Annotated in this window: 22 protein-coding genes and 2 pseudogenes; 18 read left to right on the top strand and 6 right to left on the bottom strand. The window is 74.6% G+C overall.

Going from position 1 to position 26,167, the window contains the following annotated elements; translation table 11 throughout:
• Positions 1-3: 3 nt before the first annotated feature.
• Complete coding sequence (locus Acit_RS02390; protein WP_248105380.1) at positions 4-294, bottom strand: GlsB/YeaQ/YmgE family stress response membrane protein; 291 nt, start codon at positions 292-294, stop codon at positions 4-6.
• A 93-nt stretch (positions 295-387) separates the two neighbouring features.
• Positions 388-1,413, bottom strand: coding sequence for a class II fructose-bisphosphatase (gene glpX, locus Acit_RS02395; protein ID WP_376746000.1), 1,026 nt, complete (start codon positions 1,411-1,413; stop codon positions 388-390).
• A 33-nt stretch (positions 1,414-1,446) separates the two neighbouring features.
• Between glpX and murA the strand changes: the two genes are divergently transcribed.
• Together murA and meaB are read left to right on the top strand one after the other, a co-directional pair.
• Positions 1,447-2,781: a UDP-N-acetylglucosamine 1-carboxyvinyltransferase gene (gene murA / locus Acit_RS02400; protein ID WP_248105381.1), complete on the top strand. Its 1,335-nt coding sequence runs from the start codon at positions 1,447-1,449 to the stop codon at positions 2,779-2,781.
• A 33-nt stretch (positions 2,782-2,814) separates the two neighbouring features.
• Positions 2,815-3,912 (top strand): methylmalonyl Co-A mutase-associated GTPase MeaB, encoded by a 1,098-nt coding sequence (meaB, locus tag Acit_RS02405; protein ID WP_248105382.1) that lies wholly within the window; start codon positions 2,815-2,817, stop codon positions 3,910-3,912.
• A 35-nt stretch (positions 3,913-3,947) separates the two neighbouring features.
• Here the strand turns inward: meaB and Acit_RS02410 are convergent, their stop codons facing one another.
• Positions 3,948-4,964, bottom strand: a complete 1,017-nt coding sequence (locus tag Acit_RS02410; protein WP_248105383.1) for a galactose-1-phosphate uridylyltransferase — start codon at positions 4,962-4,964, stop codon at positions 3,948-3,950.
• Between the two features lie 285 nt (positions 4,965-5,249).
• Here Acit_RS02410 and Acit_RS02415 point away from each other — a divergent pair, with 285 nt between their 5' ends.
• Together Acit_RS02415 and Acit_RS02420 are read left to right on the top strand one after the other, a co-directional pair.
• Positions 5,250-5,762, top strand: a complete 513-nt coding sequence (locus Acit_RS02415; RefSeq protein ID WP_248105384.1) for a hypothetical protein — start codon at positions 5,250-5,252, stop codon at positions 5,760-5,762.
• On the top strand, positions 5,759-7,075 hold the full coding sequence (locus tag Acit_RS02420) for a cysteine desulfurase family protein (RefSeq protein ID WP_312709191.1): 1,317 nt from the start codon (positions 5,759-5,761) through the stop codon (positions 7,073-7,075). Before Acit_RS02415 ends, Acit_RS02420 begins: the two co-directional genes overlap by 4 nt.
• A 758-nt stretch (positions 7,076-7,833) precedes the next feature.
• Here the strand turns inward: Acit_RS02420 and Acit_RS13390 are convergent.
• Positions 7,834-8,685: pseudogene (locus Acit_RS13390) on the bottom strand (GGDEF domain-containing protein); the annotation flags it as partial.
• Between the two features lie 155 nt (positions 8,686-8,840).
• On the opposite strand from Acit_RS13390, the pseudogene Acit_RS13395 reads away from it, so the two are divergent.
• The 5 genes and pseudogenes from Acit_RS13395 to Acit_RS02445 form a co-directional block, all read left to right on the top strand.
• Positions 8,841-9,501, top strand: a pseudogene (locus Acit_RS13395) (MnmA/TRMU family protein); the annotation flags it as partial.
• 228 nt (positions 9,502-9,729) lie between these two features.
• Positions 9,730-9,870, top strand: a complete 141-nt coding sequence (locus Acit_RS13400) for a hypothetical protein (RefSeq protein ID WP_312709266.1) — start codon at positions 9,730-9,732, stop codon at positions 9,868-9,870.
• On the top strand, positions 9,860-11,977 hold the full coding sequence (gene ligA, locus Acit_RS02435; protein WP_248105386.1) for an NAD-dependent DNA ligase LigA: 2,118 nt from the start codon (positions 9,860-9,862) through the stop codon (positions 11,975-11,977). Before Acit_RS13400 ends, ligA begins: the two co-directional genes overlap by 11 nt.
• A 79-nt stretch (positions 11,978-12,056) precedes the next feature.
• A complete protein-coding gene (locus tag Acit_RS02440) occupies positions 12,057-13,916 on the top strand; it encodes a Stk1 family PASTA domain-containing Ser/Thr kinase (protein ID WP_248105387.1) in 1,860 nt (619 codons plus the stop codon).
• Positions 13,917-13,989: 73 nt separating this feature from the next.
• Positions 13,990-14,889, top strand: a complete 900-nt coding sequence (locus tag Acit_RS02445) for an SDR family oxidoreductase (protein ID WP_248105388.1) — start codon at positions 13,990-13,992, stop codon at positions 14,887-14,889.
• A 12-nt stretch (positions 14,890-14,901) separates the two neighbouring features.
• Here the strand turns inward: Acit_RS02445 and Acit_RS02450 are convergent, their stop codons facing one another.
• On the bottom strand, positions 14,902-15,309 hold the full coding sequence (locus Acit_RS02450) for an SCP2 sterol-binding domain-containing protein (RefSeq protein ID WP_248105389.1): 408 nt from the start codon (positions 15,307-15,309) through the stop codon (positions 14,902-14,904).
• Between the two features lie 156 nt (positions 15,310-15,465).
• Here Acit_RS02450 and gatC point away from each other — a divergent pair, with 156 nt between their 5' ends.
• From gatC to ilvD, 6 genes are all read left to right on the top strand, one after another.
• Positions 15,466-15,801, top strand: coding sequence for an Asp-tRNA(Asn)/Glu-tRNA(Gln) amidotransferase subunit GatC (gene gatC, locus Acit_RS13405; protein WP_248105390.1), 336 nt, complete (start codon positions 15,466-15,468; stop codon positions 15,799-15,801).
• The gene (gene gatA / locus Acit_RS02460; protein ID WP_248105391.1) at positions 15,798-17,282 is read left to right on the top strand and encodes an Asp-tRNA(Asn)/Glu-tRNA(Gln) amidotransferase subunit GatA; all 1,485 of its coding nucleotides are present in this window, start codon (positions 15,798-15,800) and stop codon (positions 17,280-17,282) included. Before gatC ends, gatA begins: the two co-directional genes overlap by 4 nt.
• On the top strand, positions 17,279-18,733 hold the full coding sequence (gatB, locus tag Acit_RS02465) for an Asp-tRNA(Asn)/Glu-tRNA(Gln) amidotransferase subunit GatB (RefSeq protein ID WP_248105392.1): 1,455 nt from the start codon (positions 17,279-17,281) through the stop codon (positions 18,731-18,733). Before gatA ends, gatB begins: the two co-directional genes overlap by 4 nt.
• Complete coding sequence (locus Acit_RS02470; RefSeq protein WP_248105393.1) at positions 18,730-19,143, top strand: ArsR/SmtB family transcription factor; 414 nt, start codon at positions 18,730-18,732, stop codon at positions 19,141-19,143. The genes gatB and Acit_RS02470 overlap by 4 nt, the downstream gene beginning before the upstream one ends.
• A gap of 79 nt (positions 19,144-19,222) precedes the next feature.
• A complete protein-coding gene (locus Acit_RS02475; RefSeq protein WP_248105394.1) occupies positions 19,223-20,635 on the top strand; it encodes a mycothione reductase in 1,413 nt (470 codons plus the stop codon).
• A 32-nt stretch (positions 20,636-20,667) separates the two neighbouring features.
• The gene (gene ilvD / locus Acit_RS02480; RefSeq protein WP_248105395.1) at positions 20,668-22,416 is read left to right on the top strand and encodes a dihydroxy-acid dehydratase; all 1,749 of its coding nucleotides are present in this window, start codon (positions 20,668-20,670) and stop codon (positions 22,414-22,416) included.
• A gap of 29 nt (positions 22,417-22,445) precedes the next feature.
• On the opposite strand, the gene Acit_RS02485 is transcribed toward ilvD, so the two are convergent.
• A complete protein-coding gene (locus Acit_RS02485) occupies positions 22,446-23,141 on the bottom strand; it encodes a hypothetical protein (RefSeq protein ID WP_248105396.1) in 696 nt (231 codons plus the stop codon).
• Positions 23,142-23,349: 208 nt separating this feature from the next.
• Here Acit_RS02485 and Acit_RS02490 point away from each other — a divergent pair, with 208 nt between their 5' ends.
• From Acit_RS02490 to ilvN, 3 genes are all read left to right on the top strand, one after another.
• Entirely contained in the window at positions 23,350-23,718 is a 369-nt protein-coding gene (locus Acit_RS02490) for an ATP-grasp domain-containing protein (RefSeq protein ID WP_248105397.1), read from the top strand.
• A 130-nt stretch (positions 23,719-23,848) separates the two neighbouring features.
• Entirely contained in the window at positions 23,849-25,609 is a 1,761-nt protein-coding gene (locus Acit_RS02495) for an acetolactate synthase large subunit (protein ID WP_248105398.1), read from the top strand.
• Positions 25,606-26,154, top strand: coding sequence for an acetolactate synthase small subunit (gene ilvN, locus Acit_RS02500; protein ID WP_248105399.1), 549 nt, complete (start codon positions 25,606-25,608; stop codon positions 26,152-26,154). Before Acit_RS02495 ends, ilvN begins: the two co-directional genes overlap by 4 nt.
• The last annotated feature ends 13 nt before the right edge of the window (positions 26,155-26,167 follow it).

The following is a 26,167-nucleotide window of genomic DNA, read 5'->3' on the forward strand; positions in this document are numbered from 1 at the left end:
GGCTCAGGCGCCGAGGGAGCCGCCGCTCCCCGGGGGGAGGCGGCGCTGGCGGAAGTGGCGGTGGCCGTGGGTGCCGGCCACGATGACCGCCGCCGCCCCGACGGCCAGCACGAAATCGATGATCGGGCCGACTCCCAGGATGGCGCCCACGATGTTGCCGACCACGGAACCGGCGAAGCCGATGAGGATGGTGGCGCCGATCCCCATGCGGCTGTGGCCCGGGACCAGCAGCCGGCCGAGGCCACCGACGATGAGCCCGCTGACGACCACGCTGAGCAGGACGGCGAGGATCATGCCCGAGGGTACCCCTCGGCGGCGGGGACCGGGGGTCGCCCCGTCATGTTCCCGTCAGGTCGAGGCGGGCGAGCCGGAGCGGTCCGCTGACCCTCAGTCGAAGGCCACGGAGCTGAACTCCCGGAGCTTGTGGAGGGAGTGGCGAGCCGAGATGAGCCGGACGGTGCCCGAGCGGGAGCGCATGACGAGGGACTGGGTAGTGGCCCCGAAGTCGTGGTAGCGGACGCCTTGGAGGAGTTCGCCGTCGGTGATGCCGGTGGCGGCGAAGAAGCAGTTGTCCCCGCGCACCAGGTCGTCGGTGGTGAGGATGGCGTCGAGGTCGTAGCCCTGGGCCTGCGCCCGGGCCCGCTCGTCCTCGTCCCGGGCCACCAGGCGGCCCTGGATCTCCCCTCCCATGGACTTGAGGGCGGCAGCGGCCAGGACCCCCTCGGGGGTGCCGCCGGTACCCAGGAGCAGGTCCACGCCCGAGTCGGGCCAGGCGGTCGAGATGGCCCCGGCGACGTCCCCGTCCGTGATGAGCTTGATGCGGGCCCCGATGCCCCGGACCTCGGCGATGAGCTCCCGGTGGCGCTCCCGGTCGAGGATGACGACGGTGACGTCCCGGACGGACTTGCCGAGGGCCTTGGCGACGGCCTCGACGTTCTCCGCCGGTGGCCGCCGGAGGTCGACCACGCCGGCCGCCTTCGGGCCGACGGCCAGCTTCTCCATGTAGACGCAGGGACCGGGGTTGAACATGGTGCCCCGCTCGGAGACGGCGATGACGGCCAGGGCTCCGCCCCGGCCGAGGGCGGTGAGGGTGGTGCCGTCGATCGGGTCGACGGCCACGTCGGCCTGGGGCGGGCTGCCGTTGCCGACCCGCTCCCCGTTGTAGAGCATGGGGGCCTGGTCCTTCTCCCCCTCCCCGATGACCACGATGCCGTCCATGGCCACGCCGTCGAGGACCACCCGCATGGCGTTCACCGCCGCGTTGTCGGCCCCGTTCTTGTCGCCCCGGCCCATCCAGCGGCCCGCGGCCATGGCGGCCGCCTCGGTCACCCGGACCAGCTCCATGGCCAGGTTGCGGTCGGGGGCTTGAGGAGTGCCAGCCACGGCCCGACGATAACCCAGGAGGGGCTCCATCGGCGGCCCCGGCGGGGGGTCATACTGGAGCCCGTGCCCGAGCCCTCCCCCTGCTCCCAGGTCGTGGTCCGTCCCTCGGGCCCCCTGCGGGGCGTGGTGCGGGCCGGGGGGGCGAAGAACTCGGCCCTCAAGCTCATGGCGGCCTGCCTCCTGGCCGAGGGTCGCTTCGTGCTGCGGAACGTGCCTCGGATCACCGACGTGGGCCTCATGGCCGAGGTGCTGCGGGCCATGGGGGCCGAGGTGGTCCGGCAGGAGCCGTCGGGTCCCGACGACCCTGGGGACCTGGTCGTGACCGTGCCGGCTGCGCTCGAACCGGTGGCGCCGATGAGCCTGGTGGCGAAGATGCGGGCCTCGATCGTGGTGCTCGGGCCCCTGCTGGCCCGCTGCGGCTGGGCGGTGGTGGGCATGCCGGGGGGTGACGACTTCGGGGAGCGGCCCATCGACCTGCACCTGGAGGGCCTGGCAGCCATGGGGGCCCGGTTCGAGACCGCCGAGGGCGGGGGGTTGGCGGGGACCGTCCCGGGCCGGCGGCTGCAGGGGACGACCATCCGGCTCGCCTACCCGAGCCACACGGTGACCGACAACCTCCTCATGGCGGCGACCCTGGCCGAGGGCACGACGGTCATCGAGAACGCCGCCCGGGAGCCCGAGGTGCAGGACCTGGCGGCATTCCTCGAGGCCATGGGGGCCGAGGTTCGTGGCGCCGGGACCTCCCGGGTCGTGGTCCGGGGTGCTCGGGCCCTCCGGGGTGCCAGCCACCGGGTCGTCCCGGACCGCGTGGTCACGGCCACCTTCCTGGCGGCGGTCGGCATGGCCGGCGGCGAGGTCCGGGTGGCGGACGGCCGCCTGGCCCACATGGAGATGCTGGTCTGCAAGCTGCGGGCCATGGGCCTGGAGGTCGAGGGCGACGCCGAGGGTATCTGGGCGGCCGGCCGTCGACGGCTTAGGAGCGTGGACGTCTCGACCCTGCCCTACCCCGGCGTGGCCACCGACTACAAGCCCTTCATCGTGGCCATGCTGAGCGTCGCCGAGGGGGTGGGGATCGTGACCGAGAACCTGTTCTCGGGGCGGTTCCGCTACGTCGAGGAGCTGCGGCGCATGGGGGCGGACGTGCGGATCGAGGGGCACCACGCCGTGGTCCGGGGGGTGCCCCGGCTGCAGGGAGCCCGGGTGCGGGCCACCGACCTGCGGGCCGGGGCAGCCCTCGTGCTGGCCGGGCTGGTGGCGGAGGGGCAGACGGTGGTCCTCGACGCCCAGCACGTCGACCGGGGCTACGACGACCTGGTCGGCAAGCTGCGGTCCCTCGGGGCCCCGGTGTGGCGGGAGCACCCCGAGGGGGAGCTCGCCATGGCCGAGGCCGGGTGGTGAGCGCCGGGGCCGGTCCCCTACGCTCCAGGCGCCATGGCTGAGGATCTCGCCACCGTCTCGACCGAGCCCCGCCCCGGGCCGGGTCGCGTCTCGCGGGACCCCGCCGAGCTGCTGGACCAGGCGGGCTCGGGGGACCGTCGGGCCCTGGCCCGCCTCCTCAGCCTCGTCGAAGCCGGGCGCGCCGAGGGGCAGGCCCTCTCGGCCCTGGCCCATGCCCGGGCGGCCGGCCAGGAGGGCTGGACGGTGGGGATCACCGGGGCTCCGGGGGCCGGCAAGTCGACCCTGACCTCCCGGCTGGTGGCCGAGGCCCGGCGCCGGGGGGCCCCGAGGGTGGCGGTGGTGGCCGTCGACCCCACCTCCCCCTTCAGCGGCGGGGCGGTCCTCGGCGACCGGGTCCGGATGCAGGACCACGCCGGCGACGACGGGGTCTTCATCCGGTCCATGGCCACCCGCGGGCACCTGGGCGGGCTGTCGGTGGCCGTCCCCGAGGCCATCTGGGTGCTCTGGGCTGCCGGCGTCCCGCTGGTGCTCGTCGAGACCGTCGGGGTCGGCCAGGTGGAGGTCGAGGTGGCGTCGGCCACCGACACGACCGTGGTGGTCGTGAACCCGAAGTGGGGCGACGCCGTCCAGGCCAACAAGGCCGGGCTCATGGAGGTGGCGGACGTCTTCGTGGTGAACAAGGCCGACCTGCCCGGCGCCCGGGAGGCCAGGCGGGACCTGGAGCAGATGCTGGACCTCGCGGGCCGGCCCCGGCCCGGTCGGCGAGGCGAGCAGGAAGGCGACCCGGCGGAGGCCTGGCGACCGCCGGTGGTCGAGACCGTGGCGGCCGACGGCCGGGGAGTAGCAGAGCTGTGGGCGGCGATCGAGGCGCACCAGGACTACCTGGTCCGAAGCGGCGAGCGGGACCGCCGCCGGCGGGCCCGGGCCCGGGCCGAGCTCGAGCGGATCCTGCAGGCCCAGCTCGCCCGGGTGGTCCGGGACCTCGAGCTCGGGGACCGGGCCGAGCTCCTCTCGGCGGTCGAGCGGGGCCAGGTGGGACCCTACGAGGCGGCTCGGACGCTGCTGCTCGACGCAGGCGAAGCCCTCCGGGGCCAGCCGGGCGCCGCGCTCGCCGAGGTCCCGCCTGGGTAGCCGTCCCAGGGGGGCTGCCGGGGGCGTGCCGGCGCTCAGGCCTGGCCGGCGACGGCCTGCGCCGGGGTGCTCTCGGCCGGGTCGGCGGCCCGCAGCTCGGCAGCGGCCGTCTCGGGAGCCACGATGTTGATGGCCACGCCGGTGCCCAGCTCGAAACCAGCCCTGGTGGTGAGCTTGGGGAGGATGTGGACGTGCCAGTGGTAGGGCTCGGGGGCACGGTAGGGGGCAGCGTGGAAGACCACGTTGTAGGCCACGTCCCCGAGCCGCTGGCGCAGCCGGCGGAGGGCCTCCCGGATGGCCTGGCCGACCCCGGCCAGGTCCTGGGGGTGGGCCCGGTGCAGGTGGGCGGTGTGGGCCCGGGGCAGGACCAGCATCTCGTAGGGCACCCCGCTCCAGAAGGGGGCCACCACGAGGACCCGGTCGTCGGCCAGGACCACCCGGTGGCCGGCGTCCTCCTCGGCGGCCACCGTGGCGCACAGCAAGCAGCGGCCAGCGAAGCGGGCGAACCCGGCCTGCTCGTCGACCAGCTCCCGGGGCACGAAGGGGATGCCGAGGAGCTGGCCGTGGGGGTGCTCGATGGAGGCGCCGGCTTCCCGGCCGCTGTTCACGATGGCCTGGCTGTAGCGCAGACCGGGGACCGCAGCGTGCTCCTCGACGCGATCCCGGATGGCGGCCATGACCAAGGCCGCCTGGTCCTCACTGATGGCGTCCCAGCCGTCTGCGTGCGACGGCGAGAGGACCAGGACCTCGTGGATGCCGCCCGCGTTCGCCTGGGTGAAGACCGGCCCGCGGTGCTCCACGACGAAGGGCTCGTCCCCCTCGAACGCCGGGTAGAGGTTCTTCACCACCCGGACGGCCCACCGTCCACCGGCCCCGTAGGTCTCGAGGGCCGGCGGGGAGGCCTCCTCGTTGCCCGGGCAGAAAGGACAGGGGCGAGAGGTGTCGGCCTGGACCACCGAGAGCCGAGGGGCGAAAGCCGAGGGCCGCTCGGACCGGTCCACGCTCAAGACCACCCAACGGCCGGTCAGCGGATCAAGGCGGAGCTGGCTCACCGGGCCCTCCTCGGCGTTGCTGCTACGGCGACGGACCTCACTGGCCGATCACGCTCCTCGTACCCGGTCCGGGTATCGCCCGGGCCGGCTGACTGCCCCGCGCTGCTCGTCTCTCGTTGGCTTCAGGCTAGCGGGCGGCGGGCCGGCGGGGATGGCACACCGAAGACCTCGGCAGGCCCGCTCCCCGAGCCAAGGACTCGGCGGCCCGGTTGGGTCGGCGTTGGGGAACGGGGCGGCCCGGGCCGGCGACTCCCCGGCCCTCGGGCGCTGGGGCACCATGAGGTCGTGCTGCTGCCCGGGGAGGTCTGGCTGGCCGGGGTCGGAGTGAACAGCCCGGCGTTCGGGATCGTCCTGGCGCTGCACGTGGCGGCGGTCCTCGTGGGCTTCGGTTCGGTCCTGGTGACCGGGGTCCAGGGGGCCCGCCTGGCCCGGCTCCCGGTGGGACCGCTCCCGGCCCACCTGGCCCGGTTCTTCGCCACCCCCCGGAACTGGGCGGCCCGGGCCGTCTACCTTGTGCCCCTGCTCGGGGCCGCCCTGGTCTGGCTGAGCGACGGCCGCTTCGCCTTCGACGACCCCTTCGTCGAGATGGGCGGCGGGCTCTGGGTGGCCGCCGTGCTCCTGAGCGAGGCCCTGGTCCTGCGCGGCGAGCGGCGCCTGGCCCGGGTCCTGGCCGACGAGCGCGAACCGACTCCCGGGCCCGAGGTCGCCCGAGAAGGCCGACGGATGGCCCTCGGGGCCGCCGGGGTGCTCGTCCTGGTCGGCGCGGCGGCCGTGATCATGGGGGCCCACCCAGGATGAACACCACGGCGCGGGCCGGCAGGGAGCCGGGCGGGGCCCCGGTGTACCTGGACCACGCGGCGAGCAGCCCGCTGCGCCCTGAGGCCCTGGAGGCCATGCTGCCCTGGCTGGCTGGCCAGCCGGCCAACCCGGCGGGGTCCCACCGGATGGCCCGGCGAGCCAAGGCCGCCTTGGAGGACGCCCGGGAGCAGATCGCGGCGGTCGTGGGGTGCCGGCCCGACGAGCTGGTCTTCACGAGCGGCGGTACCGAGGCGGCCAACCTGGGGGTGCATGCGGCCCGCGACCGGGGTCGACTGCTGTGCAGCGCCATCGAGCACGCGGCGGTCCTCGAGCCCTGCCGGGCTCTTGGGGGCGCGACCGTGCCGGTCGAGCCGACCGGGATCCTGGACCTGGCCGCCTTGGCCGAGGCCCTGGACTCGCCCGGCCCGCCGGTGGCCCTCGTCGCGGTCATGGCGGTGAACAACGAGCTGGGCACCGTCCAGCCGGTCCCCGAGGTCGTGGCCCAGGTGGCCCGGGCCGCCCCGGGGGCTTTGGTGCTCTGCGACGCGGTGGCTGCCTTGCCCTGGGTCGAGCTCCCCGAGCTGACCCAGGGCTGCGCCCTAGTGGCCTTGAGCGCCCACAAGGTCGGTGGTCCGCCGGGCATCGGGGCGCTGGTGGTCCGACGACCGGCCCAGCTGGCGCCCTTGCTGCGGGGCGGCAGCCAGGAGCGGGGCCGGCGCCCGGGGACCGTGCCGGTCGCCCTGGCCGTCGGGATGGCCGCCGCCCTCCAGGCCGCGTGGGAGGATCGGGTGGCCGCTCGGGCGCGTCTGGCTGCCCTGCGGCGCCGCCTGGTGACGGGCCTGGTGGCCGAGGCCGGGGCGGTCCCCACCCTCGGTGCGGCGTGGGACAGCGCCGCCGTGGACCTCGCCCACCTCCGCTTCCCCGGGGTCGCCGCCCAGGAGCTGGTCGTCGGGCTCGACGTCGCCGGAGTCTGCGCTTCGGTCGGCGCAGCCTGTGCCAGCGGTGCCCCCGAGCCCAGCCACGTCCTGACCGCCATCGGCCTGCCCGAGACCGAGGCCCGCACCGGCCTTCGCTTCAGCCTCGGCTGGACGACGAGCGACGCCGAGGTGGACCGGGCCCTGGCCGTGGTCCCCGGGGTGGTCCGTGCCCTGCGGTCGAAAGCCCCGGGGGACGAGCGGATCAGGGATCAGGGGACCCGGTCGAGAGGACCGACCCTCGCCTCGGCGGCGAGCACGCCGGCTCCCCGGCGGAGCACGCCAGGAGGGCCGAGCGGCCGGCCGGGCGCGGTCCCGGGGGTGGGCGGCACCGGTTGAGCCGGGGGCGCCGCGCCCTGTGGGGGGCGGCCCTGCTGGGGGCCGGGCGCGCCGACGCCAGGACGGGGCGGGTGCAGGCGAGCGTGCCGGGGGCCGCCCTGACGGCCTGGTGGGCCGGCGGGGGTGAGACCTAGGGGCCCAGCCGGGGGGGAGGGGTGACCCGACCCGAGACCGGGGGGCCGGGTCCCCACCGGGCCGGGCCCGCTGGGGCTGGCTCCAGGCTTGCCGGGCCCGCGATGGCTTGGTCCATTGGGGGCAGCCGAGGTGAAGACCCCGGTCGCAAGCTGGCCCGCGGGCATGCTGGCCCGCTGGAGGGCGCTGAGCAGGTTGGCAGGGGCCTGGTCAGCGGACCCGAGCTGGTGGGCCGCCAGGGTGCCGGAGGACGAGGTGCTCGAGTTGGCCCCGGGGGTGCCCGTTCGGCGGGTGGCCTCCCGGGCCGAGCCCGCTGAGGCTGTGCCGACTGGGCCTGCGCCGACCGGGCGTGCACCGACGGAGGCCGGGACCGGCGGGGAGGAGGCCTGGGCGACGTCGAAGGCGGTCACCGCCGCGGCCAGGGAGGCCACCGCCGAGGCCGCCCCGAGGCCCCGCCGGAAACGGGCCTGGCGGGCTCGACGGCGACGGCGCTCCCGGCGTCGCCGGTAGAGGTCGAGGTCGGCCAGGTGCACGAGCGCGTCGGGGGTCAAGGGCGCACTGCCCGGTGACCGGGGCCGGGCGGCCACTCCCCAGCTGAAGGCCGGTCCCCCGGCTCGTTCGAGGCGCCCCAGGAGGGCCCGGGCTCCAGCGGCATCGGTGAAGGGCAGGAGGAGGACGAACTCGTCACCGCCGGTCCGGTAGAGGTCGTCGGCGTCCCGGAGCTCCCGACGGAAGGTGGCCACGAGGGCGCTGAGGGCCGCGTCGCCCGCAGCGTGGCCCCGGGTGTCGTTGATGGTCTTCAGGCCGTCCAGGTCGATGGCCGCCACGGCCAGGTCCAGGTCCGCCTCCTCGGCGGCCGCGAGGGCTCGTCGGAGGTCCTCGGCGAGGGCCCGACGGTTCCGGCAGCCGGTCAAGGGATCGGTGCGGGCGATGGCCGAGAGCTGACCGGCCGCGGCGTCGACCGCCTGGAACATGACCTGGTCGAGCAGCTCGTGGAGCACCGCCGGGGAGAGGCCGGCCGGTGCGGACGGGACCCCCAGGGCGACCAGGGACCGAGGGTCCTCCCCGAGCAGGGTTCGCAGGGCGGCCAGGGCGGTCACGACGTCCGCCGGGGACTGGGCTCTTGCCCCCCAGCTCCGAGCGGAGCGACCCAGCTGGGCGGTCTGGCCGCCCTGGGCGAGGGCGGTGGCCAAGGTGGCCAGGAGCGCGTCGGCGCCCGCCCCGGGGCCGGTCGCAAGGCCCCGGGCCCGACAGCGCTCGGCCCAGGGCTCGAGCACGTCGGGCAGACCCGGAGGCAAGCCCCGCGTCGCGTCGGTCGACGCCCCGGCGACCGGGGCCGACGGCTGCCTGGGCTGCTTGGCCTGGTCCATCTCCGGTCCTTCTCTCCGCCCCCTCCGGGGGGGTGTCGGGCCCGGCGCCTCCCTGCGCCCCTCGGTGCATCGGCAGCCGTCCTTGCTGCCGCCAACCTGCGCCATCATCTCACAGAGTGTGATGTAGTCGACACCCTGCGCTTTCCCTCGTTGTAGCACGTCGGGGCGGGCAGGGGAAGGCAGGGGCGGCCCGCCGGCGTCCGGCTCCGCCGAGGCGGTCCTGGGCGGAGCCCTAGGCTTGGCTCGTGCGGGTCCTGGTGGCCATGTCCGGTGGGGTCGACTCCTCGGTGGCAGCCGGTTTGCTGGCCGCCGAGGGCCACGAGGTGGTGGGTGCCACCTTGAAGCTCTGGGGCGGCCCGTCGGATTCGGGCTGCTGCTCGGTGGCCGACGTCGAGGACGCTCGGCGGGTGGCCGATCGTGCGGCCCTACGTGGCCGGGCACGCCCGGGGCTGGACCCCGAACCCGTGCGTGGCCTGCAACCGGCAGGTGAAGTTCGGTCTGCTGCTCGACCGGGCTCTGCGGCTGGGGTTCGACGCTCTGGCGACCGGCCACCATGCCCGCGTGGCCGTCGGCCCGCGAGGCGCCGAGCTGCGGCGGGGCCGGGACCGGGCGAAGGACCAGTCCTACGTGGTGGCCATGCTGGGACGCGCCCAGCTGGAGGTCCTGCGGTTCCCGGTTGGCGAGCTGACCAAGGCCGAGGTTCGGGCCCTGGCGGCCCGCTGGGGGCTGCCGACGGCGGGGAAGCCCGACAGCCAGGACGTGTGCTTCATCCCCTCCGGTGAGGGCCGCGAGGGATTCTTGGGCCGAGCCCTCGCGCTCCATCCCGGTCGCCTGGTCGACGTGGACAGTGGCCAGGAGGTCGGAGAGGTGCCTGCGGTCGAGCTGGTCACGGTCGGCCAACGCCGGGGCATCTCCCCCGGGGGCGGGGGAAGCCGGCGCTACGCGGTCGGGGTCGACGTGGCGCGGCGGGTCGTGCTCGTGGGGCCCCTTCGCCGAGCCCTGGTGGAGGAGGTGGCCCTGACCGGGTGGACCTGGGTCGACGAGCCTCTGACGGTCGGCAGTCCGGTCCTGGCCCAGGTCTCGGCCCACGGCGCTCCCCGGGCGGGCTGGCTCGCCGCCGACGGGGTGCGTTTCGAGCGGCCCGAGCGGCCGGTGGCCCCGGGCCAGCTGGTCGCGCTCTACGACCCGGCGGACCCCGACCGGGTCCTCGGTTCGGCCGTGGCCACGGACCGGAGGGCCGGTCCTCCGTCCGCGGGCGGGGGCCCGGCTGGGGAGCGCGGCGATGACGCCTGAGGGGCCGGGGGCGGGTGTGGTCCGAAGCGTGGTGGCCGAACAGGGCCCGCCCGCTTCGGACCCCGCCGCCCGGCTGGCCTGGTTGCGATCCGAGGTGGCCCGGCACCGGCGGCGCTACTACCAGGACGACGACCCCGAGATCGCCGACGCCGACTACGACGCCTTGGTGGCCGAGCTCAGGGCCCTGGAAGCCGCCCACCCGGAGCTGGCCGGCGAGCAGTCGGTGGCCGAGGAGGTGGGGGCGCCCCCGGCAGCGCGCTTCGCCCCGGTGACCCACCGGGAACCCATGCTGAGCCTGGAGAACGCCTTCGAGGTCGCCGAGATCGAGGCCTGGGTGGAGCGGATCGGCCGGCTGGTGCCCGAAGCGGCGGCCGGGCCCTTCGTGTGCGAACCGAAGATCGACGGGCTGGCCATCTCCCTGACCTACCAGCGGGGGCGGTTCACCCAGGCGGCCACCCGGGGCGACGGGCGGGTCGGGGAGGACGTGACCCCGAACGTGGCCACCATCGGGGCGATCCCAAAGGAGCTGGCCTGGCCGAGGCGCCTGGGCCCGGTCCCTGCTGTCATGGAGGTCCGGGGCGAGGTCTACCTGCCGGTCAGCGCCTTCGAGGCCATGAACGCCCGGCTGCTGGCCGAGGGCCAGCGGCTCTTCGCCAACCCCCGGAATGCGGCGGCCGGCTCGCTGCGGCAGAAGGACCCGACGGTGACGGCCAGCCGGCCGCTCGCGTTCTTCGCCTACCAGGTGGCCGCCGTCGGCGAGGTGGTCGGGGTCGACCGGCACTCGGCCTGGCTGGCGCTGCTCCGGGAGCTCGGCTTCCCGGTGAACCCCGAGATCGCCACGGTGGCCAGCGTGGGGGAGGTCGTGGCCTACTGCCAGCACTGGCAGGCCCACCGCCACGACCTGGACTACGAGATCGACGGGGTGGTGGTGAAGGTCGACGACCTGGCCCTGCGGGCCCGTCTGGGGGCCACCAGCCACGCCCCCCGCTGGGCCCTGGCGGTGAAGTTCCCGCCCGAGGAACGGACGACCACCCTGCGGGCCATCGAGGTCTCCATCGGCCGGACCGGGCGGGCGACCCCCTTCGCCGTGCTCGAGCCGGTGGTGGTCGGGGGCTCGACGGTCCAGATGGCCACGCTGCACAACGAGGACCAGGTCCGCCTGAAGGACGTCCGCCCCGGCGACCTGGTCGTGGTGCGCAAGGCCGGGGACGTCATCCCCGAGGTGGTCGGGCCGGTGCTCTCGGCACGACCACCGGGTCTGGCCCCCTGGCGGTTCCCCCGCACCTGCCCGAGCTGCGGGGGCCCCCTGGTGCGCCTGCCCGGGGAGGCCGACACCTTCTGCACCACGGTCGACTGTCCCGCCCAGGTGATCCAGCGGATCGTCCACTTCGCCTCCCGGGGGGCCATGGACATCGAGGGCCTGGGGGAGAAACGGGTGGCCCAGCTGGTGGACCTCGGCATGGTGCACGATCCCGGCGACCTGTTCTCGCTGCGAGCCGAGGAGCTGGCCCAGGTGGACCGCATGGGCGAGCTCTCAGCGGCGAACCTCGTGCAGGCCATCGACCAGGCCCGGACGCGGCCGCTGTGGCGGCTGCTCGTGGCCCTCGGGATCCGGCACCTGGGTCCGACGGGCAGCCGGGCCCTGGCCGCTCGCTACGGCCACCTGGACCGCCTGCGGGGTGCTGACGAGGAGGAGCTGGCTGCGGTCGAGGGCATCGGGCCGGTCATCGCCCGCAGCGTCACGGCGTTCTTCGCCGCGCCGGCCAACAGGCAGCTGGTGGAGAAGCTACGGGCCGCCGGGGTGTCCCTCGGCGAGGACCGGCCAGCTGCCGCGGACCGCGCCGAAGGGCCCAGCCAGGGTCCCCTGGCGGGACGGGTCGTGGTGGTGACCGGGACCCTGCCGGGTCTCACACGGGAGGAGGCCGAGGAGGCGGTGCGCCGAGCCGGGGGCAAGCCGACCGGGAGCGTCTCGCGACGGACATGGGTCGTCGTGGCGGGCGCCGACCCGGGGGCCAGCAAGCTGACCCGGGCGGCCGAACTGGGGATCCCGGTGGTGCCCGGCGAGCGCTTCGAGGAGCTGCTACGCAGCGGCGAACTGCCCTCATGAGCGGAGAACCACCAGCTCTCGGCCTCAAACCGCTAGCCTGACGGCTTCGGGCGTCACCGGGCGCCCGCCCCTTCCTGCCATGGCGACCGTCTCCGACGACACCGGCCGGGTGCTGGCCGGCCGCTACCGACTCCAGGGCCTCCTGGGTCTGGGGGCCTCGGCCCGGGTCTACGACGCGGTGGACCTGGTCCTGGAGCGGCCGGTGGCGGTGAAGCTGCTCCATCCCTCCCTCGCTGAGGACGCGGCCTTCGTGCGGCGCTTCACCGCCGAGGCTCGGGCCGCAGCCGCCTTGACCCATCCCGGGGTGGTGGCGGTCTTCGACTGGGGAGAGGAGGGCGGTCAACCCTTCTTGGTCCTCCAGCGCTTCGACGGTTCGCTTAGAGACCTCTTGGACGGCGGCCAGCGGCTCTCGTTGGCCCAGGCGGTCGCTCTCGGTGCCCAGGTGGCCGGCGGCCTGGCCTACGCGCACCGCCGGGGTCTGGTGCACCGGGACCTGAGTCCTGGCAACGTGCTGCTCGACCAGGACGGCCGGGCGGCCGTGGGCGACTTCGGCCTGGCCCGGGCCCTGGAGGCGGCCAGCTGGACCGAGCCGGTCGGCGCCGTGCTGGGCACGGCCCGCTACGCCGCGCCCGAACGGGCCGGCGGCGGCCCGGCCACCGACCGCGCCGACGTCTACGGCCTGGCCCTGGTGCTCGTGGAGGCCGTGACCGGCACGGTGCCGCTCGTGGCCGACAGCCCCCTCGGCACGGTCCTCGGCCGGGTGGGTCGGCGGCTGCCGCCCCTGCCGGCCCTCGGGCCCCTCGAGGCGCTGCTGGCCCAGGCGGCGGCCCCCGAACCGGCGGACCGGCCGAGCGCGGAGGAGTTGGCTCGGTCCCTGGAGGAGCTCGGCCGCCGACTGCCCCCACCCGAGGCCATCGGGGGCTTCGCCCTGCGGGGCGCGCCGGTCCCGGCCCTCGAGCGCACCGAACCGGCACCGGCGCTGGCGCCCGCCACGGCCGCCGGTGTCGTTGCCCCGGCGCCGGCCGAGGACCCGGTCCCGGCTCCGCTGCCGCGGGGCCGTCGCCGGCGAGGGTGGCTCATCGCCGCGGCCCTGCTGGTGGTGCTGGCGGCACTGGCCGGGGTCGGGGTCTGGCGAAGCGGGGTGCTCCTCCCCCGACACCGGCTGGTCAGCCTGGTCGGGCGACCCGAGACCCAGGCGGCTCGCGTGGTGCGTGCCGAGGGCCTGCGGCTGCGGGTCCTGCGTCGGCGGTACCAGGTCGAGAGCCTGGCCGGTGACGTCCTGCGGGAGATCCCAGCACCAGGCACGTGGCTCCGACAAGGGGCCACGGTAGCCGTGGTGGTCTCCCTGGGGCCCCCGCTGGTGTCGGTGCCTGACCTCGGCAGCGTCTCGGGGGGCTGCTCGGCGGTGGTGGCGCTCCTCGATGCCCACCGGCTGCGGGGCAGCTGTCGGGAGGCCAGCAGCACGACCGTGCCGGCCGGCCGGGTCCTTCGGTGGTCGCCGACGGGTCGGGCCCCCGAGGGCTCGACCGTCAGCGTCGTGGTCTCGAGCGGCCCACCGCTCGTGGCCGTGCCGAGCTTGGCCGGGATCAGCAGCTGCGCCGGGGTGGCCAGCGCCCTGCAGGCCGCCGGCCTGCGAGCGGCGTGCAGCACCCAGCCCTCCCTCGCCCAGCCGGCCGGAGCGGTGCTCTCGGAGAGCCCCACGGGCCGGGCCCCGGCGGGTTCGACGGTGACCGTGGTGCTCTCCTCGGGGCCGCCACCGGTCACGGTGCCCAACGTCGAGAACGACGTGCCCCTGCCCCAGGCCGTGACCGAACTGCAGGGCGCGGGCCTGGTCGTCGGCCCGGTGTACGGGCCTGGCGGCGGGGTGGTCTTCCACACCAGCCCGGGCCCGGGCCAGGTGGTGCCCCGAGGGACGGTGGTGACGGTCTACACCCAGTGACCGGCTCCCCCACGCAGGGACCGGCGCATCGGGATCGGCAGGACGACAGGGAAGGACACGAGGGAGGGGAGCGATGGGCGTGCTCGAGGGACGGGTCGTGGTGGTCACCGGCGGTGGCCGGGGCCTCGGACGGGAGTACGCGCTGCTGGCGGCGGCCGAGGGGGCCCGGGTGGTGGTGAACGACCTCGGCGCGGGGCCCGACGGGGCCGGGGCCGACGAGGGGGCCGCGGCGAGCGTGGCACGGGAGATCGCGGCGACGGGGGGCGAGGCGGTGGCGAACACCGACGACGTGGCCGACTGGGCCGGGGCCAAGCGGCTGGTGGACCAGGCCCTCGAGCACTTCGGCCGGCTGGACGGCCTGGTGCTGAACGCCGGCATCCTGCGGGACCGGATGCTGGTGAACCTCAGCGAGGAGGACTGGGACGAGGTCGTGCGGGTCCACTTGAAGGGCCACGTGGCTCCTCTGCACCACGCCGCGGCCCACTGGCGGGCCGAGGCGAAGGCCGGACGGACCCCCGATGCCGCCGTGGTCACGACCACCTCGACCTCGGGTCTGCTGGGGAACCCGGGGCAGGCGAACTACGGGGCGGCCAAGGCCGGGATCGCTGCGCTCACGGTCATCGCCGCCCGGGAGCTGGTCCGTTACGGCGTCCGGGTGAACAGCGTGGCCCCCGCGGCCCGGACCCGGCTGACCGAGCAGACCCCGGGGCTAACTGACATCGTGCGGCCCCCGGCCGACCCCGAGGCGTTCGACGTCTGGGACCCGGCGAACGTGGCACCCCTGGTGGTGGCCCTCGTGGCCCCCGGCAGCCGGGTCAGCGGCCAGGTCTTCTTCGTCCAGGGCGGCACGGTCCGGCTGTTCCAGCCCTGGACGATGACCGAGACCTTGGCGAAGGAGGGTCGCTGGAGCGTGGGGGAGCTCCTGGAAGCCCTGCCCGGTCTGGCCGGGGCGGATCCCGGGGTCCCGAGCTGAGCGGCCGGTCGCTCAGGCCGTGATGCCCCGGATCCGCTGGGCCAGCTCAGCGGCCGCCGGGTCGGGGGGCAGGGTCTGGAGGAGGACCAGCTTGCTCATGTCCCCATCGACCCGGACCTTGCCGGCCATGAAGGCCTGCATGGCGGCCTGGGGGTTCCCGTCCACGAGGATGGCCTTGGCTGTCTGGTAGTCCACCGTCACCGTCAGGTCCGGGTCGGCTAGGTGGCCGAGGTCCAGCTCGACCAGGCCCGAGGAGGTGTCCAGGTGGGCATGGACCGGGTCCTCGCCGAAGGGCACCTCGGTGACGACCAGGTTCATGCGGACCTGGTGGGGTACTGCCGGGCGGGGGCCGGCCAGCTCGTCCCGGATACGGCGGGCCTCGGCGACCCACTGGTCGCTGAGGAAGGGGTAGGACGGCATCGGACAGCGCTCCTTCCAGGTCGATCGGCCCGGGCTGGGTCGCCGCCACCCTACCGAACCGGGCCTGACCGGGCCGGAGCGTCGCGCCGCCGCCGGGCCTCCCCGACCGGGACCGGGGCCGCCGGGGGGTCCGCGGCAGCGCGCTACCGTGGCAGCGTGCCCGGGAGACGGACAAAAGATGCTGGTCAGGAGCCGGACCGGATCACGAGGGAGGCCACGGCCCATGTGGCCCGGCTGGCCCGCATCGCCCTGTCCCCCGAGGAGCTGGACCGCTACGCCCAGCAGCTGGCGGCCGTCCTGGAGCACGCCGCCCAGGTGGCGGCCGCCCCGACCGCCGGGGTTCCCCCCACCGCGCACCCCTTCGCCCTGGTGAACGTGCTGCGAGACGACGAGCCCCGCCCCTCGCTGGACCCGGCGGTGGTCCTGGCCGAGGCACCGGCGGCCGAGGACGGCCGGTTCAAGGTGCCGCCGATCCTGGGGGAGGCCCCGTGAGCCTGGCGCCGACGGCGTCCGCCATCGCCGCGGCGGTGCGGAGCGGGGAGGTCCGGGCCAGCGAGGTCCTCGAGGGGTGCCTGGAGGCCATCGACCAGGTCGAGGGCCAGCTGGGGTGCTTCGTGACCCTCACCCCCGAGCTGGCTCGGGCCCAGGCCGAGGCGGTCGACGCCCAGGTCGCGGCCGGCGCGCCGCTCGGTCCGCTGGCCGGGGTGCCGGTGGCGGTGAAGGACAACCTCTGCACGGCCGGGGTGCCCACGACCTGCTCCTCCCGCATCCTGGCCTCCTGGCGGCCGCCCTATGACGCCACGGCAGTGGCCCGCCTGGTCGCAGCCGGTGCGGTGGTGGTGGGCAAGACGAACCTGGACGAGTTCGCCATGGGCTCCTCGACGGAGACCTCGGCCTTCGGGCCGACCCGCAACCCCTACGACCCGAGCCGGGTCCCCGGGGGCTCGAGCGGGGGCTCGGCGGCCGTCGTGGCCGCAGGGGCGGTGCCCCTGGCCCTCGGGACCGACACGGGCGGCTCGATCCGCCAGCCGGCAGCCCTCTGCGGGGTGGTGGGCCTGAAGCCCACCTACGGGGCGGTCTCCCGCTACGGGCTCATCGCCTTCGCCAGCTCCCTGGACCAGGTGGGCCCTCTGGCCCAGACCGTGGAGGACGCCGCCGCCCTGCTCGACGCCATCGCCGGGCACGACCCCATGGACTCGACCTCCCTCCCCGAAGGGGTCCTGCCCTGCCACCGGGCGCTCGACCGGGGGGTGGCCGGGCTGCGGATCGGGCTGGTCAGGGAGCTGGTGGAGGCCGAGGGCATCGAGCCTGGGGTCCGTCGGCGGGTGGAGGACGCGGCAGAGGCCCTGGCGGCCGCCGGTGCGACGGTCGAGCCGGTCTCGGTGCCCGAGCTGGCCCTGGGCCTGCCGGCCTACTACCTGATCGCACCGGCCGAGGCCTCCTCGAACCTGGCCCGCTACGACGGGGTGCGCTACGGCCTGCGGGTCGATGGGGCCGACGTGGAGGAGATGCAGGCCCGGACCCGGGCGGCGGGCTTCGGGCCGGAGGTGAAGCGGCGGATCCTGCTCGGCACCTACGCCCTGTCGGCCGGCTACTACGACGCCTACTACGCCCAGGCCCAGAGGGTGCGGACCCTCATCGTGCGGGCCTTCGAACGGGCCTACGAACAGGCGGACCTCCTGCTCGGGGCCACCACGCCGACCACCGCCTTCCCCCTCGGGGCCAAGGTGGAGGACCCCCTGGCGATGTACCTGAGCGACGTCTTCACCATCCCGACCAACCTGGCCGGGCACCCGGCCCTGAGCGTGCCCTTCGGCACCGACGATGCCGGCCTGCCCGTGGGGGTCCAGCTCCTGGCTCCGGCGCTGGCCGAACCGAGCCTGGTGGCCGCCGGAGCGGTCCTGGAACGATCAGCGCCGGCCCTGCCCCCGCCGCCGGTGGCTGCCAGCTGGCGCCTGGGGGTGCCCCGGTGACCCCGGCCGGCTGGGAGGCCGTCATCGGCCTCGAGGTCCACTGCGAGCTGCGGACCAGGACGAAGCTGTTCTGCGGGTGCCGGAACGAGTTCGGGGCCCCGCCGAACACCCACGTCTGCCCGGTCTGCCTGGGCCTGCCCGGTTCGCTGCCGGTCCTGAACCGCCAGGCGGTCGAGCTGGCGATGCGGATCGGCCTGGCCCTGGGCTGTCGGATCGAGCCCTCGGTGTTCCACCGGAAGAACTACTTCTACCCGGACATGCCGAAGGACTACCAGATCAGCCAGTACGACGAGCCGATCTGCGTCGAGGGGGCCCTGACCCTGCCCGACGGCAGCCGGGTGGGGATCGTCCGGGCGCACCTCGAGGAGGACACCGGCAAGACCAGCCACATCGGGGAGAGCGGCCGGATCCACGGGGCCGGCTACGCCCTGGTGGACTACAACCGGGCCGGGGTGCCCCTGGTGGAGATCGTCTCGGCCCCCGACATCCGCAGCGCCCAGCAGGCCCGGGCCTACGTGGCCGAGCTGCGGGGCGTGCTCGTGGCCACCGGCGCCTCCGACGGTCGCATGGAGGAGGGCTCCTTGCGGGTGGACGCCAACGTCTCGGTCCGGCGAGCCGGCAGCGACGTGCTCGGCACCCGCTGCGAGGTGAAGAATCTGAACTCGTTGCGCTCCTTGGTCCGGGCGCTCGAGCACGAGGTGGCCCGCCAGGTCGGCCTGCTGGAGGCCGGCCAGCCGGTGGTCCAAGAGACTCGGCACTTCGACGAGGACCGGGGGGTGACGGTGGCCCTGCGGTCCAAGGAGGAGGCCTTCGACTACCGCTACTTCCCCGAGCCCGACCTCGTGGCCCTGGCCCCCGAGCCGGCATGGCGCGAGGCGGTGGCTGCGTCCCAGCCGCCCCTGCCCGCCGCTCGACGCCAGGCCCTGGCCGAGCTCTTCGGGGCGGCGCGTCTGGAGGGTCCCCGGGCGGAGCAGGCGGAGACCGTCCTGGAACTGGGCCTGGACGCCCTGGTGCGGGCCGCGGCCGAGGCCGGGGTGGACCCGGCGTTGGCCCTGGCCCGGACGGCCAACGAAGCGGCTGCCCAGGCGGAGGCGGCCCGCCAGGTGGACCCGGGGGCCTACGTGGCCCTGTTGCGCATGGAGCAGGAAGGCCGGCTCTCGGCCACCCAGGCGAAGACCGTGCTCGCCGAGCTGCTCCAGCACGGGGGGGACCCGGCCGACATCGCCGAGCGGCTCGGCCTGGTTGGCCTGGACCGCGGCGCCCTGGCCAGCGTGGTGGCGGAGGTGGTGGCGGCCCACCCAGAGGAGTGGTCCCGGTTCTGCGCGGGCGAGGAGAAGCTGGCCGGGTTCTTCACCGGGCAGGTCATGCGCCGCACCAGGGGCCAGGCGGACGGCAAGCTGGTGGCCGCCGAACTGGCGACCCGTCGGGCCGCCGAGGCGGGAGCACCGTGAGCCGGCGGGCGAGCACCTTGCCGGTGGTGCCGGCCGGGGCGCCGACGGGTCCCGAGGAGGCCCTCGGCCGGGCGGTCCTGGCCCGGTTCTTCCGGGCCCTCGGGGATCCGACCCGCCTGGACCTCCTGGCCTTCTTGCTCGAGGTCGGGGAGGCCACCGGCCGGGAATGCGTCGCCCGGGCCGGGCTGTCCCAGGGGCGGGTCTCGGCCCACCTGGCGTGCCTGGTGTCCTGCGGCTTGGTGGAGGTCCGGCGCCAGGGCCGTTTCAGCTACTACCGAGTGGCCGACGACCGCGTCGCGACGCTGGTGGGCTTGGCGCAGGAGGTGGCCGCCGGCCACGCCGAGTCGATCGCCGAGTGCCTGGTGGTCGGGCCTGCGCTTGGGGGTCGGGGTCGGCACGCGGCGAGCTGAGGCGCCAGGCGGCGCCTTCGCTCCTCGGCCGCCGGACCCGGCGGGAATCGGTCCGGAGCTCTCGGGGTTGGACCAGGTCGTGGCGCAGAGCCGACGGTACGACGTGGTGGTGCTCGGGGCCGGGTCGGGCAACAGCATCGTGGACGAACGCTTCGCCGACCGGCGGGTGGCGATCGTGGACCGGGGGGTGGGGCCCCGGGGCTCCTTCGGGGGCACCTGTTTGAACGTGGGGTGCATCCCGACGAAGATGCTGGTCCACAGCGCCGACCTGGCCGAGTCCCCGGCGCACGCCCAGGCGCTCGGAGTCGGCCTGGAGCTCCGGTCGGTGGACTGGCCAGGCATCGTCGATCGGGTCTTCGGGCGGATCGACGCCATCGCGGATGCTGGCCGGGCCTGGCGGGTCTCGGGGATGGCGAACGTCGAGCTGCTCGAGGGTCGGGCCCGGTTCGTGGGGCCCAAGTGCCTGGAGGTCGCCACCGCCGAGGGGCCAGTGACCCTGGAGGCCGAGCAGGTGGTGGTGGCGGTCGGCAGCCGCCCGGTGGTGCCCGCCGTCCTCGCCGAGGCCGGACCGGCGGTGCACACCAGCGACACCATCCTGCGGCTCCCCGAGGTGCCCGAGCACCTGGTGGTGGTCGGCACGGGCTTCGTGGCCTGCGAGCTGGCCCACGTCTTCGGCAGCCTCGGGGCGGCCGTGACCGTGGTGGGCCGAGGCGACCGGGTGCTGCGAGCCGAGGACGACGAGGTGTCCCGCCGGGTCACCGAGGCCTTCGACCGGCGCTTCGACCTGCGGCTCCAGCGGAAGCTCGTCGGGGCGCGGGCGGTGCGGGGCGGGGTGGAGCTGGAGCTCGAGGGTCCCAAGGGCAGCGAGCTCGTGGCCGGGAACGTGGTTCTGGCCGCTGTCGGCCGGGTCCCAAACGCTGACCTGGTCGAAGCGAGCGCCGGGGGCCTGGCCCTGACCCCCGACGGGCGGATCCAGGTCGACGACCAGCAGCAGACCAACGTGCCGGGGGTCTTCGCCCTCGGAGACGTGAGCTCGCCCTTCATGCTGAAGCACGTCGCGAACCACGAGGCCAGGGTGGTCCAGCACAACCTCCTGCACCCGGACCGGCCGGTGCGGACCAACCACCGGGCCGTGCCGCACGCCGTCTTCACCTCCCCCCGGGTGGCGGCCGTCGGCCTGACCGAGCGAGAGGCGCGGGCGGCTGGCGGTCCGGTGGCCGTGGGCCAACAGGAGTACGCCGGGGTGGCCTACGGCTGGGCCATGGAGGAAACCGAGGGCTTTGCCAAGGTGGTCGCCAACCCCGAGACCGGGCAGATCCTTGGGGCGCACGTCGTGGGGCCCCAGGCACCCCAGCTGCTCCAGCCCCTCGTGCAGGCCATGGCCTTCGGGCTCGACGCCAAGAGCATGGCCCGCGGGCAGTACTGGATTCACCCGGCCCTCTCGGAGGTGGTGGAGAACGCCTTGCTGGCCCTGCCCCTGGACTGGGAGTGAGCCGAGGGGTCTGGTCGCCCTAGGCTCGGGGCATGGCCGACGACCCTCGTGACCTCGCCGACGCCGACCGCTCCTCGGGCCTGGTGCAGGCCGGGGAAGACGGGCGACGACGCTTGAAGATCCGCAGCCAGGAGGTCACCGAGGGGCCCACCCGGGCACCGGCCCGGGCGATGCTCCGGGCCATCGGCATGCGGGACGAGGACTTCGCGAAGCCCCAGGTGGCCGTGGCGTCCTCCTGGAACGAGGTGACCCCCTGCAACCTGCCCCTCGGCCGCCTCGCCGGGCGGGCCAAGGACGGGGTCCGGGCCGCCGGGGGGTTCCCGGTGGAGTTCGTGACCATCGCCGTCTCCGACGGCATCTCCATGGGGCACGAGGGCATGCGGGCCTCCCTGGTCTCCCGGGAGGTCATCGCGGACTCGGTCGAGACCATGATGCACGCCGAGCGCTTCGACGCCCTGGTGAGCTTCGCCGGCTGCGACAAGTCCCTGCCGGGGATGCTCATGGCGGCTGCCCGCCTCGACCTCCCGGCCGTCTTCGTCTACGGGGGCTCGATCCTGCCCGGGCGCTGGCGGGACCAGGCCCTCGACGTGGTGAGCGTCTTCGAGGCCGTCGGGGCCCACGCCTCGGGAGCCATCGACGACGAGGAACTGGCCTGCATCGAGCGGAACGCCTGCCCGACCGAGGGCTCCTGCGCCGGCATGTTCACTGCCAACACCATGGCGTCGGTGGCCGAGGCCCTGGGCATGGCCCTGCCGGGATCGGCCTCCGCTCCCGCCGTGGACCGCCGGCGCGAGGACCTGGCCTACGAGAGCGGGCGGGCGGTCGTCCGACTCCTGGAACTGGGCATCCGGCCCCGCCAGATCATGACGAAAGCCGCCTTCGAGAACGCTATCGCTGTGGTCATGGCTCTCGGCGGTTCCACCAACGCCGTGCTCCACCTGCTCGCCATCGCCCACGAAGCGGGGGTCGACCTTGCCCTCGACGACTTCAATCGGGTCGCGGCAAAGGTGCCCCACGTCGCCGACATGAAACCCCACGGCAAGTTCCACATGACCGACCTGGACCGAGTCGGTGGGGTGCCGGTGGTGCTCCGCCAGCTGCTCGAGGCCGGCCTGCTCCACGGGGACTGCCTCACGGTCACCGGCCGGACCATGGCCGAGAACCTCCAGGCCCTGGACCCGCCCCGACCCGATGGCGTCGTGGTCCACGACCTCGCCGAGCCCATCCACGCCAGCGGCGGTATCGCCATCCTCAGCGGTTCGTTGGCCCCCGCCGGCTCGGTGGTGAAGGTCGCCGGGATCGACGTGGACCACTTCGAGGGCACCGCCCGGGTCTTCGACGGCGAGCAACGCGCGCTCGACGCCATCCTGGCGGGCGAGATTCAGCCCGGTACCGTCGTGGTCATCCGCTACGAGGGACCCAAGGGCGGTCCGGGCATGCGGGAGATGCTCGCCGTCACCGGGGCCATGAAGGGGGCCGGGCGCGGGTCGGACTGCGCGCTGGTGACCGACGGCCGGTTCTCCGGCGGCACCCACGGCTTCTGCGTCGGCCACGTCGCCCCCGAGGCGGTCGACGGCGGTCCCATCGCCCTGGTGGCCGACGGGGACCGCATCGTCATCGACGTGCCCTCCCATCGCATCGACCTCCTGGTTGACCGGGCCGAGCTCGATCGCCGCCGCGCCCTGGTCCAGGCTCCCCCGCCTCGTTACACCACCGGCGTCCTGGCCAAGTACGCCCGGCTAGTGCAGGGCGCCGACCGGGGCGCCGTCACCCTGCCCTGACCCTCCCGGGACGCCCGCTCGACCTTCGCTCACTCGACCCGGCCCCAGCGCGCAAGGTTCGCTGCCCTGGACGGTTCCCAGGGTGAACGTCGGAGGGACGACGTGGGGGATCCTGGCGCGGGCCTCGCGAACGGACGACCGTGCTCGTTCCTGTGCCGGGTTCCTCCAGGTGGTCCCCGGTGGTTGCCCCGGCATCCACCGTCTCGCGGGAGGGAGAGCACCGTGGGTCGAACGCAGCGACCGAGTGAGGCATCGTCATCGGCCATCACCAGCCGACGGCTCCCTGCACCGGTTGCAGGGATCGCGGCCGCCGGTGGGGCCCTCGTCGTCGCATCCGCACTCGCCGGGACCCTGCCCGGCCTCCTCGGGGGGCAGCGCCCCTCGAACCAGCCGATCCGCCTGACCCAGGCCACCGTCAGCGCAAGCGGCAGCGGCTCGACGCAGAGCCAGGGCGGAACTCCCAGCTTGACCGGGTCGTCGTCGAATCCGTTGTCGGGGTTGTCGTCGGGGTCGTCGTCGAATCCGTTGTCGGGGTTGTCGTCGGGGTCGTCGTCGAATCCGTTGTCGGGGTCGACGGGGACGTCTCCGGTGTCGACGGCGAGCGGTTCGTCGGGCACCTCGATCGGGGGTTCCACGAGTTCGGTGCCGAGCGTGTCGACGAGCGCAGGTTCGTCGACGTCGGCATCGGGCCTTGCGACTGGGCCTTCGGCGACGACGGTGCACACCGGGCTTTGGTTCGCTGGTTCGACGCCGTACCTGGTCGCAATGGGCAGCGGGGGCGTGCTGCTGCTGGGCTGGCCGGGGCTGCGGCGGTTGCTGGCTCGGTTGGTTCGCTGAGGCTTTCCCGGCGAGGGATCAAGTCTCGTTGGATGGGGAGAATCGCGACCTGGTATCGCACCGTTCGTTTCCGCGACGACCCGGGGTGGCCATGAAGTGGCCGAGGCGGTAGCCCGGACGCTGGCCATTCGGGGCGCCTTCCACCTGCAGGCAGTTCGGGACGCCGAGGGGAACCTGGCAGTGCTCGACGTCGGCCTCGGGTTCTCGGACTTCGTCCTGCTGGGCACGGTGGCCGGCGCCGACCTCGTCGGGGCCCTGCTGCGCGCGGCTCTCGGCGAGCCCTGCGGCCCGGTCCTGCGGCCCCGGCCCGGCGTGCGGCTGACCCGCCAGCTGACCGACGTCTTCGACCTCTGGGGCGTCTCCTGGCCAGGCGCTAGCCATCCGGATTGCCTTGCCAGTGGGTGGTCCCCCGTGTCAGACTCTTCTTGGTGTCGACTGCTGCCCCCACCCGACTGGTACGCCTGACCTAGCGCACGTCGGTCGTCCGCGTGCGCGCCGTGGCCTCCCTCCGGGGAGGCCCTTTCGTTTCCGGGCGGGGGCTCGACCACCGAGAACTGGCCGACCCGGCCGACGAGGAGAGCGAGGAGAGCGAACGATGGAGCTGACCGGGGCCCAGGCGCTCATCAAGAGCCTGGAGATGGAGGGGGTGGAGGTCGTCTTCGGTCTGCCCGGCGGGGCGATCCTGCCGGTGTACGACCCCTTGCTGGACTCCTCGATCCGTCACGTCCTCGTGCGCCATGAGCAGGGGGCGGGGCACGCCGCCGAGGGCTACGCCCAGGTGACCGGGCGTCCCGGGGTGGCCATGGTGACGAGCGGTCCCGGGGCCACGAACATCGTGACGCCCCTGATGGACGCCATGATGGACTCGGTGCCCCTGGTGGTGGTCTCGGGGCAGGTGCCGACGACGGCCATCGGCACCGACGCCTTCCAGGAGACGGCCATCACGAGCATCACGATGGGCATCACGAAGCACAACTGGCTGGTGACCGACCCGGCCGACCTGCCCCGGGTGGTGGCCGAGGCGTTCCACGTGGCGACCAGCGGCCGGCCGGGCCCGGTCCTGGTGGACGTGCCGAAGGACGTCTCGAACGCGCGGACGTCGTGGTACTGGCCGTCGGCGGACGACCTGGACCTCCCGGGCTACCGGCTGCCCCGGGCTCCGGAGCCAGGTCTTGTCCGGCGGGCAGCCGAGCTGCTGCTCGGGGCGGAACGACCGGTGCTCTATGTCGGGGGCGGGGTCATCAAGGCCGAGGCCAGCGAAGCGCTGCGCCGCCTGGTGGACCTGAGCGGGGCCCCGGTGGTGACGACCCTGATGGCCCGGGGTGCGTTCCCCGACGACGACCCCCGTTGCCTGGGCATGCCGGGGATGCACGGGACTTGGACAGCGACCACGGCTATGCAGCGCGCCGACCTGCTCGTGGCGCTCGGGAGCCGGTTCGACGACCGGGTGACCGGTAAGGTGGCGACCTTCGCCCCGGGGGCGAAGGTGGTGCACGTGGACGTCGACCCGGCCGAGATCGGCAAGGTGCGGCGAGCCGACGTGGGCATCGTGGCCGACTGCAAGGTGGCCATCGAGGCCCTCTGCGAGGCCCTGGAGGAACTGGGCTCGACCCCGGAGGGCAGGGCCCGTCCGGGGACCCCGGCGGCCAGCCGCCCGGACCTCGGTCCCTGGCACGCCCAGCTGGCGAAGTGGCGCCAGGCGCACCCGCTGCGCTACGAGCAGACCCAGGGCGGGCCGCTCAAGCCCCAGTTCGTGGTCGAGACGCTGCGGGAGCTGAGCCCGCCGGACACCGTGGTGGTGACGGGGGTCGGACAGCACCAGATGTGGGCCTCGCAGTACTGGCGTTTCGCCGAGCCCCGGACCTGGGTGACCTCGGGCGGGGCGGGGACCATGGGCTTCGCCGTGCCGGCGGCCCTCGGCGCGAAGGTCGGTCGGCCGGACCGGACGGTCTGGGCCATCGATGGCGACGGCTGCTTCCAGATGACCGCCCAGGAGCTGGTGACCGCTACCGCGGAGCGGATCCCGGTGAAGGTGGCGATCTTGAACAACGCGTACCTCGGCATGGTGCGCCAGTGGCAGGAGCTCTTCTACGAGGAGCGCTACTCCGAGGTGTATCTCTCCCCGGACCTGCCTGACTACGTGCAGTGGGCCGAGGCCATGGGCTGCCGGGCCTTCCGGGTGGAGAGCCCCGAGGAGGTGGCCCCCACCATCGAGAAGGCCAACGAGATCGACGACCGGCCGGTGGTCATCGACTTCCGGACCGACGCCTTCGAGAAGGTCTACCCCATGGTGCCGGCTGGGGCGTCGAACGACGAGATCATCGAAGGCCCGGCACAGGGGGAGGGGGGTCGATGAGCACCAGCGCCACGGTCCACGGCGGCAGCCGGCACCACATCCTGTCGGTCCTGGTGGAGAACAAGGCCGGGGTCTTAGCGAGGGTCGCCAGCCTGTTCAGCCGGCGGGGCTACAACATCTTCTCCCTGGCTGTGGCGCCGACCGACGACGAGCGCTTCAGCCGGCTGACCATCGTGGTGGACGTCGAGTCCGCACCGCTCGAACAGATCATCCGGCAGCTCGACAAGCTGGTCAACGTGGTGCAGATCTCCGAGCTGGCCCCCGAGGCGGCCATCGAGCGAGAGCTCTTGCTGGCGACGGTGCGGGCCGAGGGACCCGCACGGGTGGAGGTCGCGACCCTCGTGGCCATCTTCCAGGGGTCGGTCATCGACGTGGGCCCGGACCAGGTGACCGTGGCGGTCACCGGCACCCCCGAGGCCTTGGACTCCGCCGAGGACCTGCTGCGACCCTTCGGGATCGTGGAGCTCCAGCGAACCGGCCGGGTGGCCCTCCCCCGCCTGGGCGCCCGCCGACGCCTGACCCCGGTCGCCGACCGGTCGGCCTGAGCCAGGGCCGCTC

This window comes from Aciditerrimonas ferrireducens, assembly GCF_023130475.1.
In the GTDB taxonomy this organism is placed as follows: Bacteria; Actinomycetota; Acidimicrobiia; order Acidimicrobiales; family UBA8190; genus Aciditerrimonas; species Aciditerrimonas ferrireducens.

Bases quoted from the DNA above. Each gene is read 5' to 3' on its own strand.
- Acit_RS02420 (WP_312709191.1), top strand. From the start codon at position 5,759: ATGAACACCACGGCGCGGGCCGGCAGGGAGCCGGGCGGGGCCCCGGTG.
- ilvN (WP_248105399.1), top strand. From the start codon at position 25,606: ATGAGCACCAGCGCCACGGTCCACGGCGGCAGCCGGCACCACATCCTG.
- Acit_RS02445 (WP_248105388.1), top strand. From the start codon at position 13,990: ATGGGCGTGCTCGAGGGACGGGTCGTGGTGGTCACCGGCGGTGGCCGG.
- Acit_RS02450 (WP_248105389.1), bottom strand. From the start codon at position 15,309: ATGCCGTCCTACCCCTTCCTCAGCGACCAGTGGGTCGCCGAGGCCCGC.
- ilvD (WP_248105395.1), top strand. From the start codon at position 20,668: ATGGCCGACGACCCTCGTGACCTCGCCGACGCCGACCGCTCCTCGGGC.
- glpX (WP_376746000.1), bottom strand. From the start codon at position 1,413: ATGGAGCCCCTCCTGGGTTATCGTCGGGCCGTGGCTGGCACTCCTCAA.
- Acit_RS02390 (WP_248105380.1), bottom strand. From the start codon at position 294: ATGATCCTCGCCGTCCTGCTCAGCGTGGTCGTCAGCGGGCTCATCGTC.
- Acit_RS02440 (WP_248105387.1), top strand. From the start codon at position 12,057: ATGGCGACCGTCTCCGACGACACCGGCCGGGTGCTGGCCGGCCGCTAC.
- ligA (WP_248105386.1), top strand. From the start codon at position 9,860: ATGACGCCTGAGGGGCCGGGGGCGGGTGTGGTCCGAAGCGTGGTGGCC.
- meaB (WP_248105382.1), top strand. From the start codon at position 2,815: ATGGCTGAGGATCTCGCCACCGTCTCGACCGAGCCCCGCCCCGGGCCG.
- Acit_RS02495 (WP_248105398.1), top strand. From the start codon at position 23,849: ATGGAGCTGACCGGGGCCCAGGCGCTCATCAAGAGCCTGGAGATGGAG.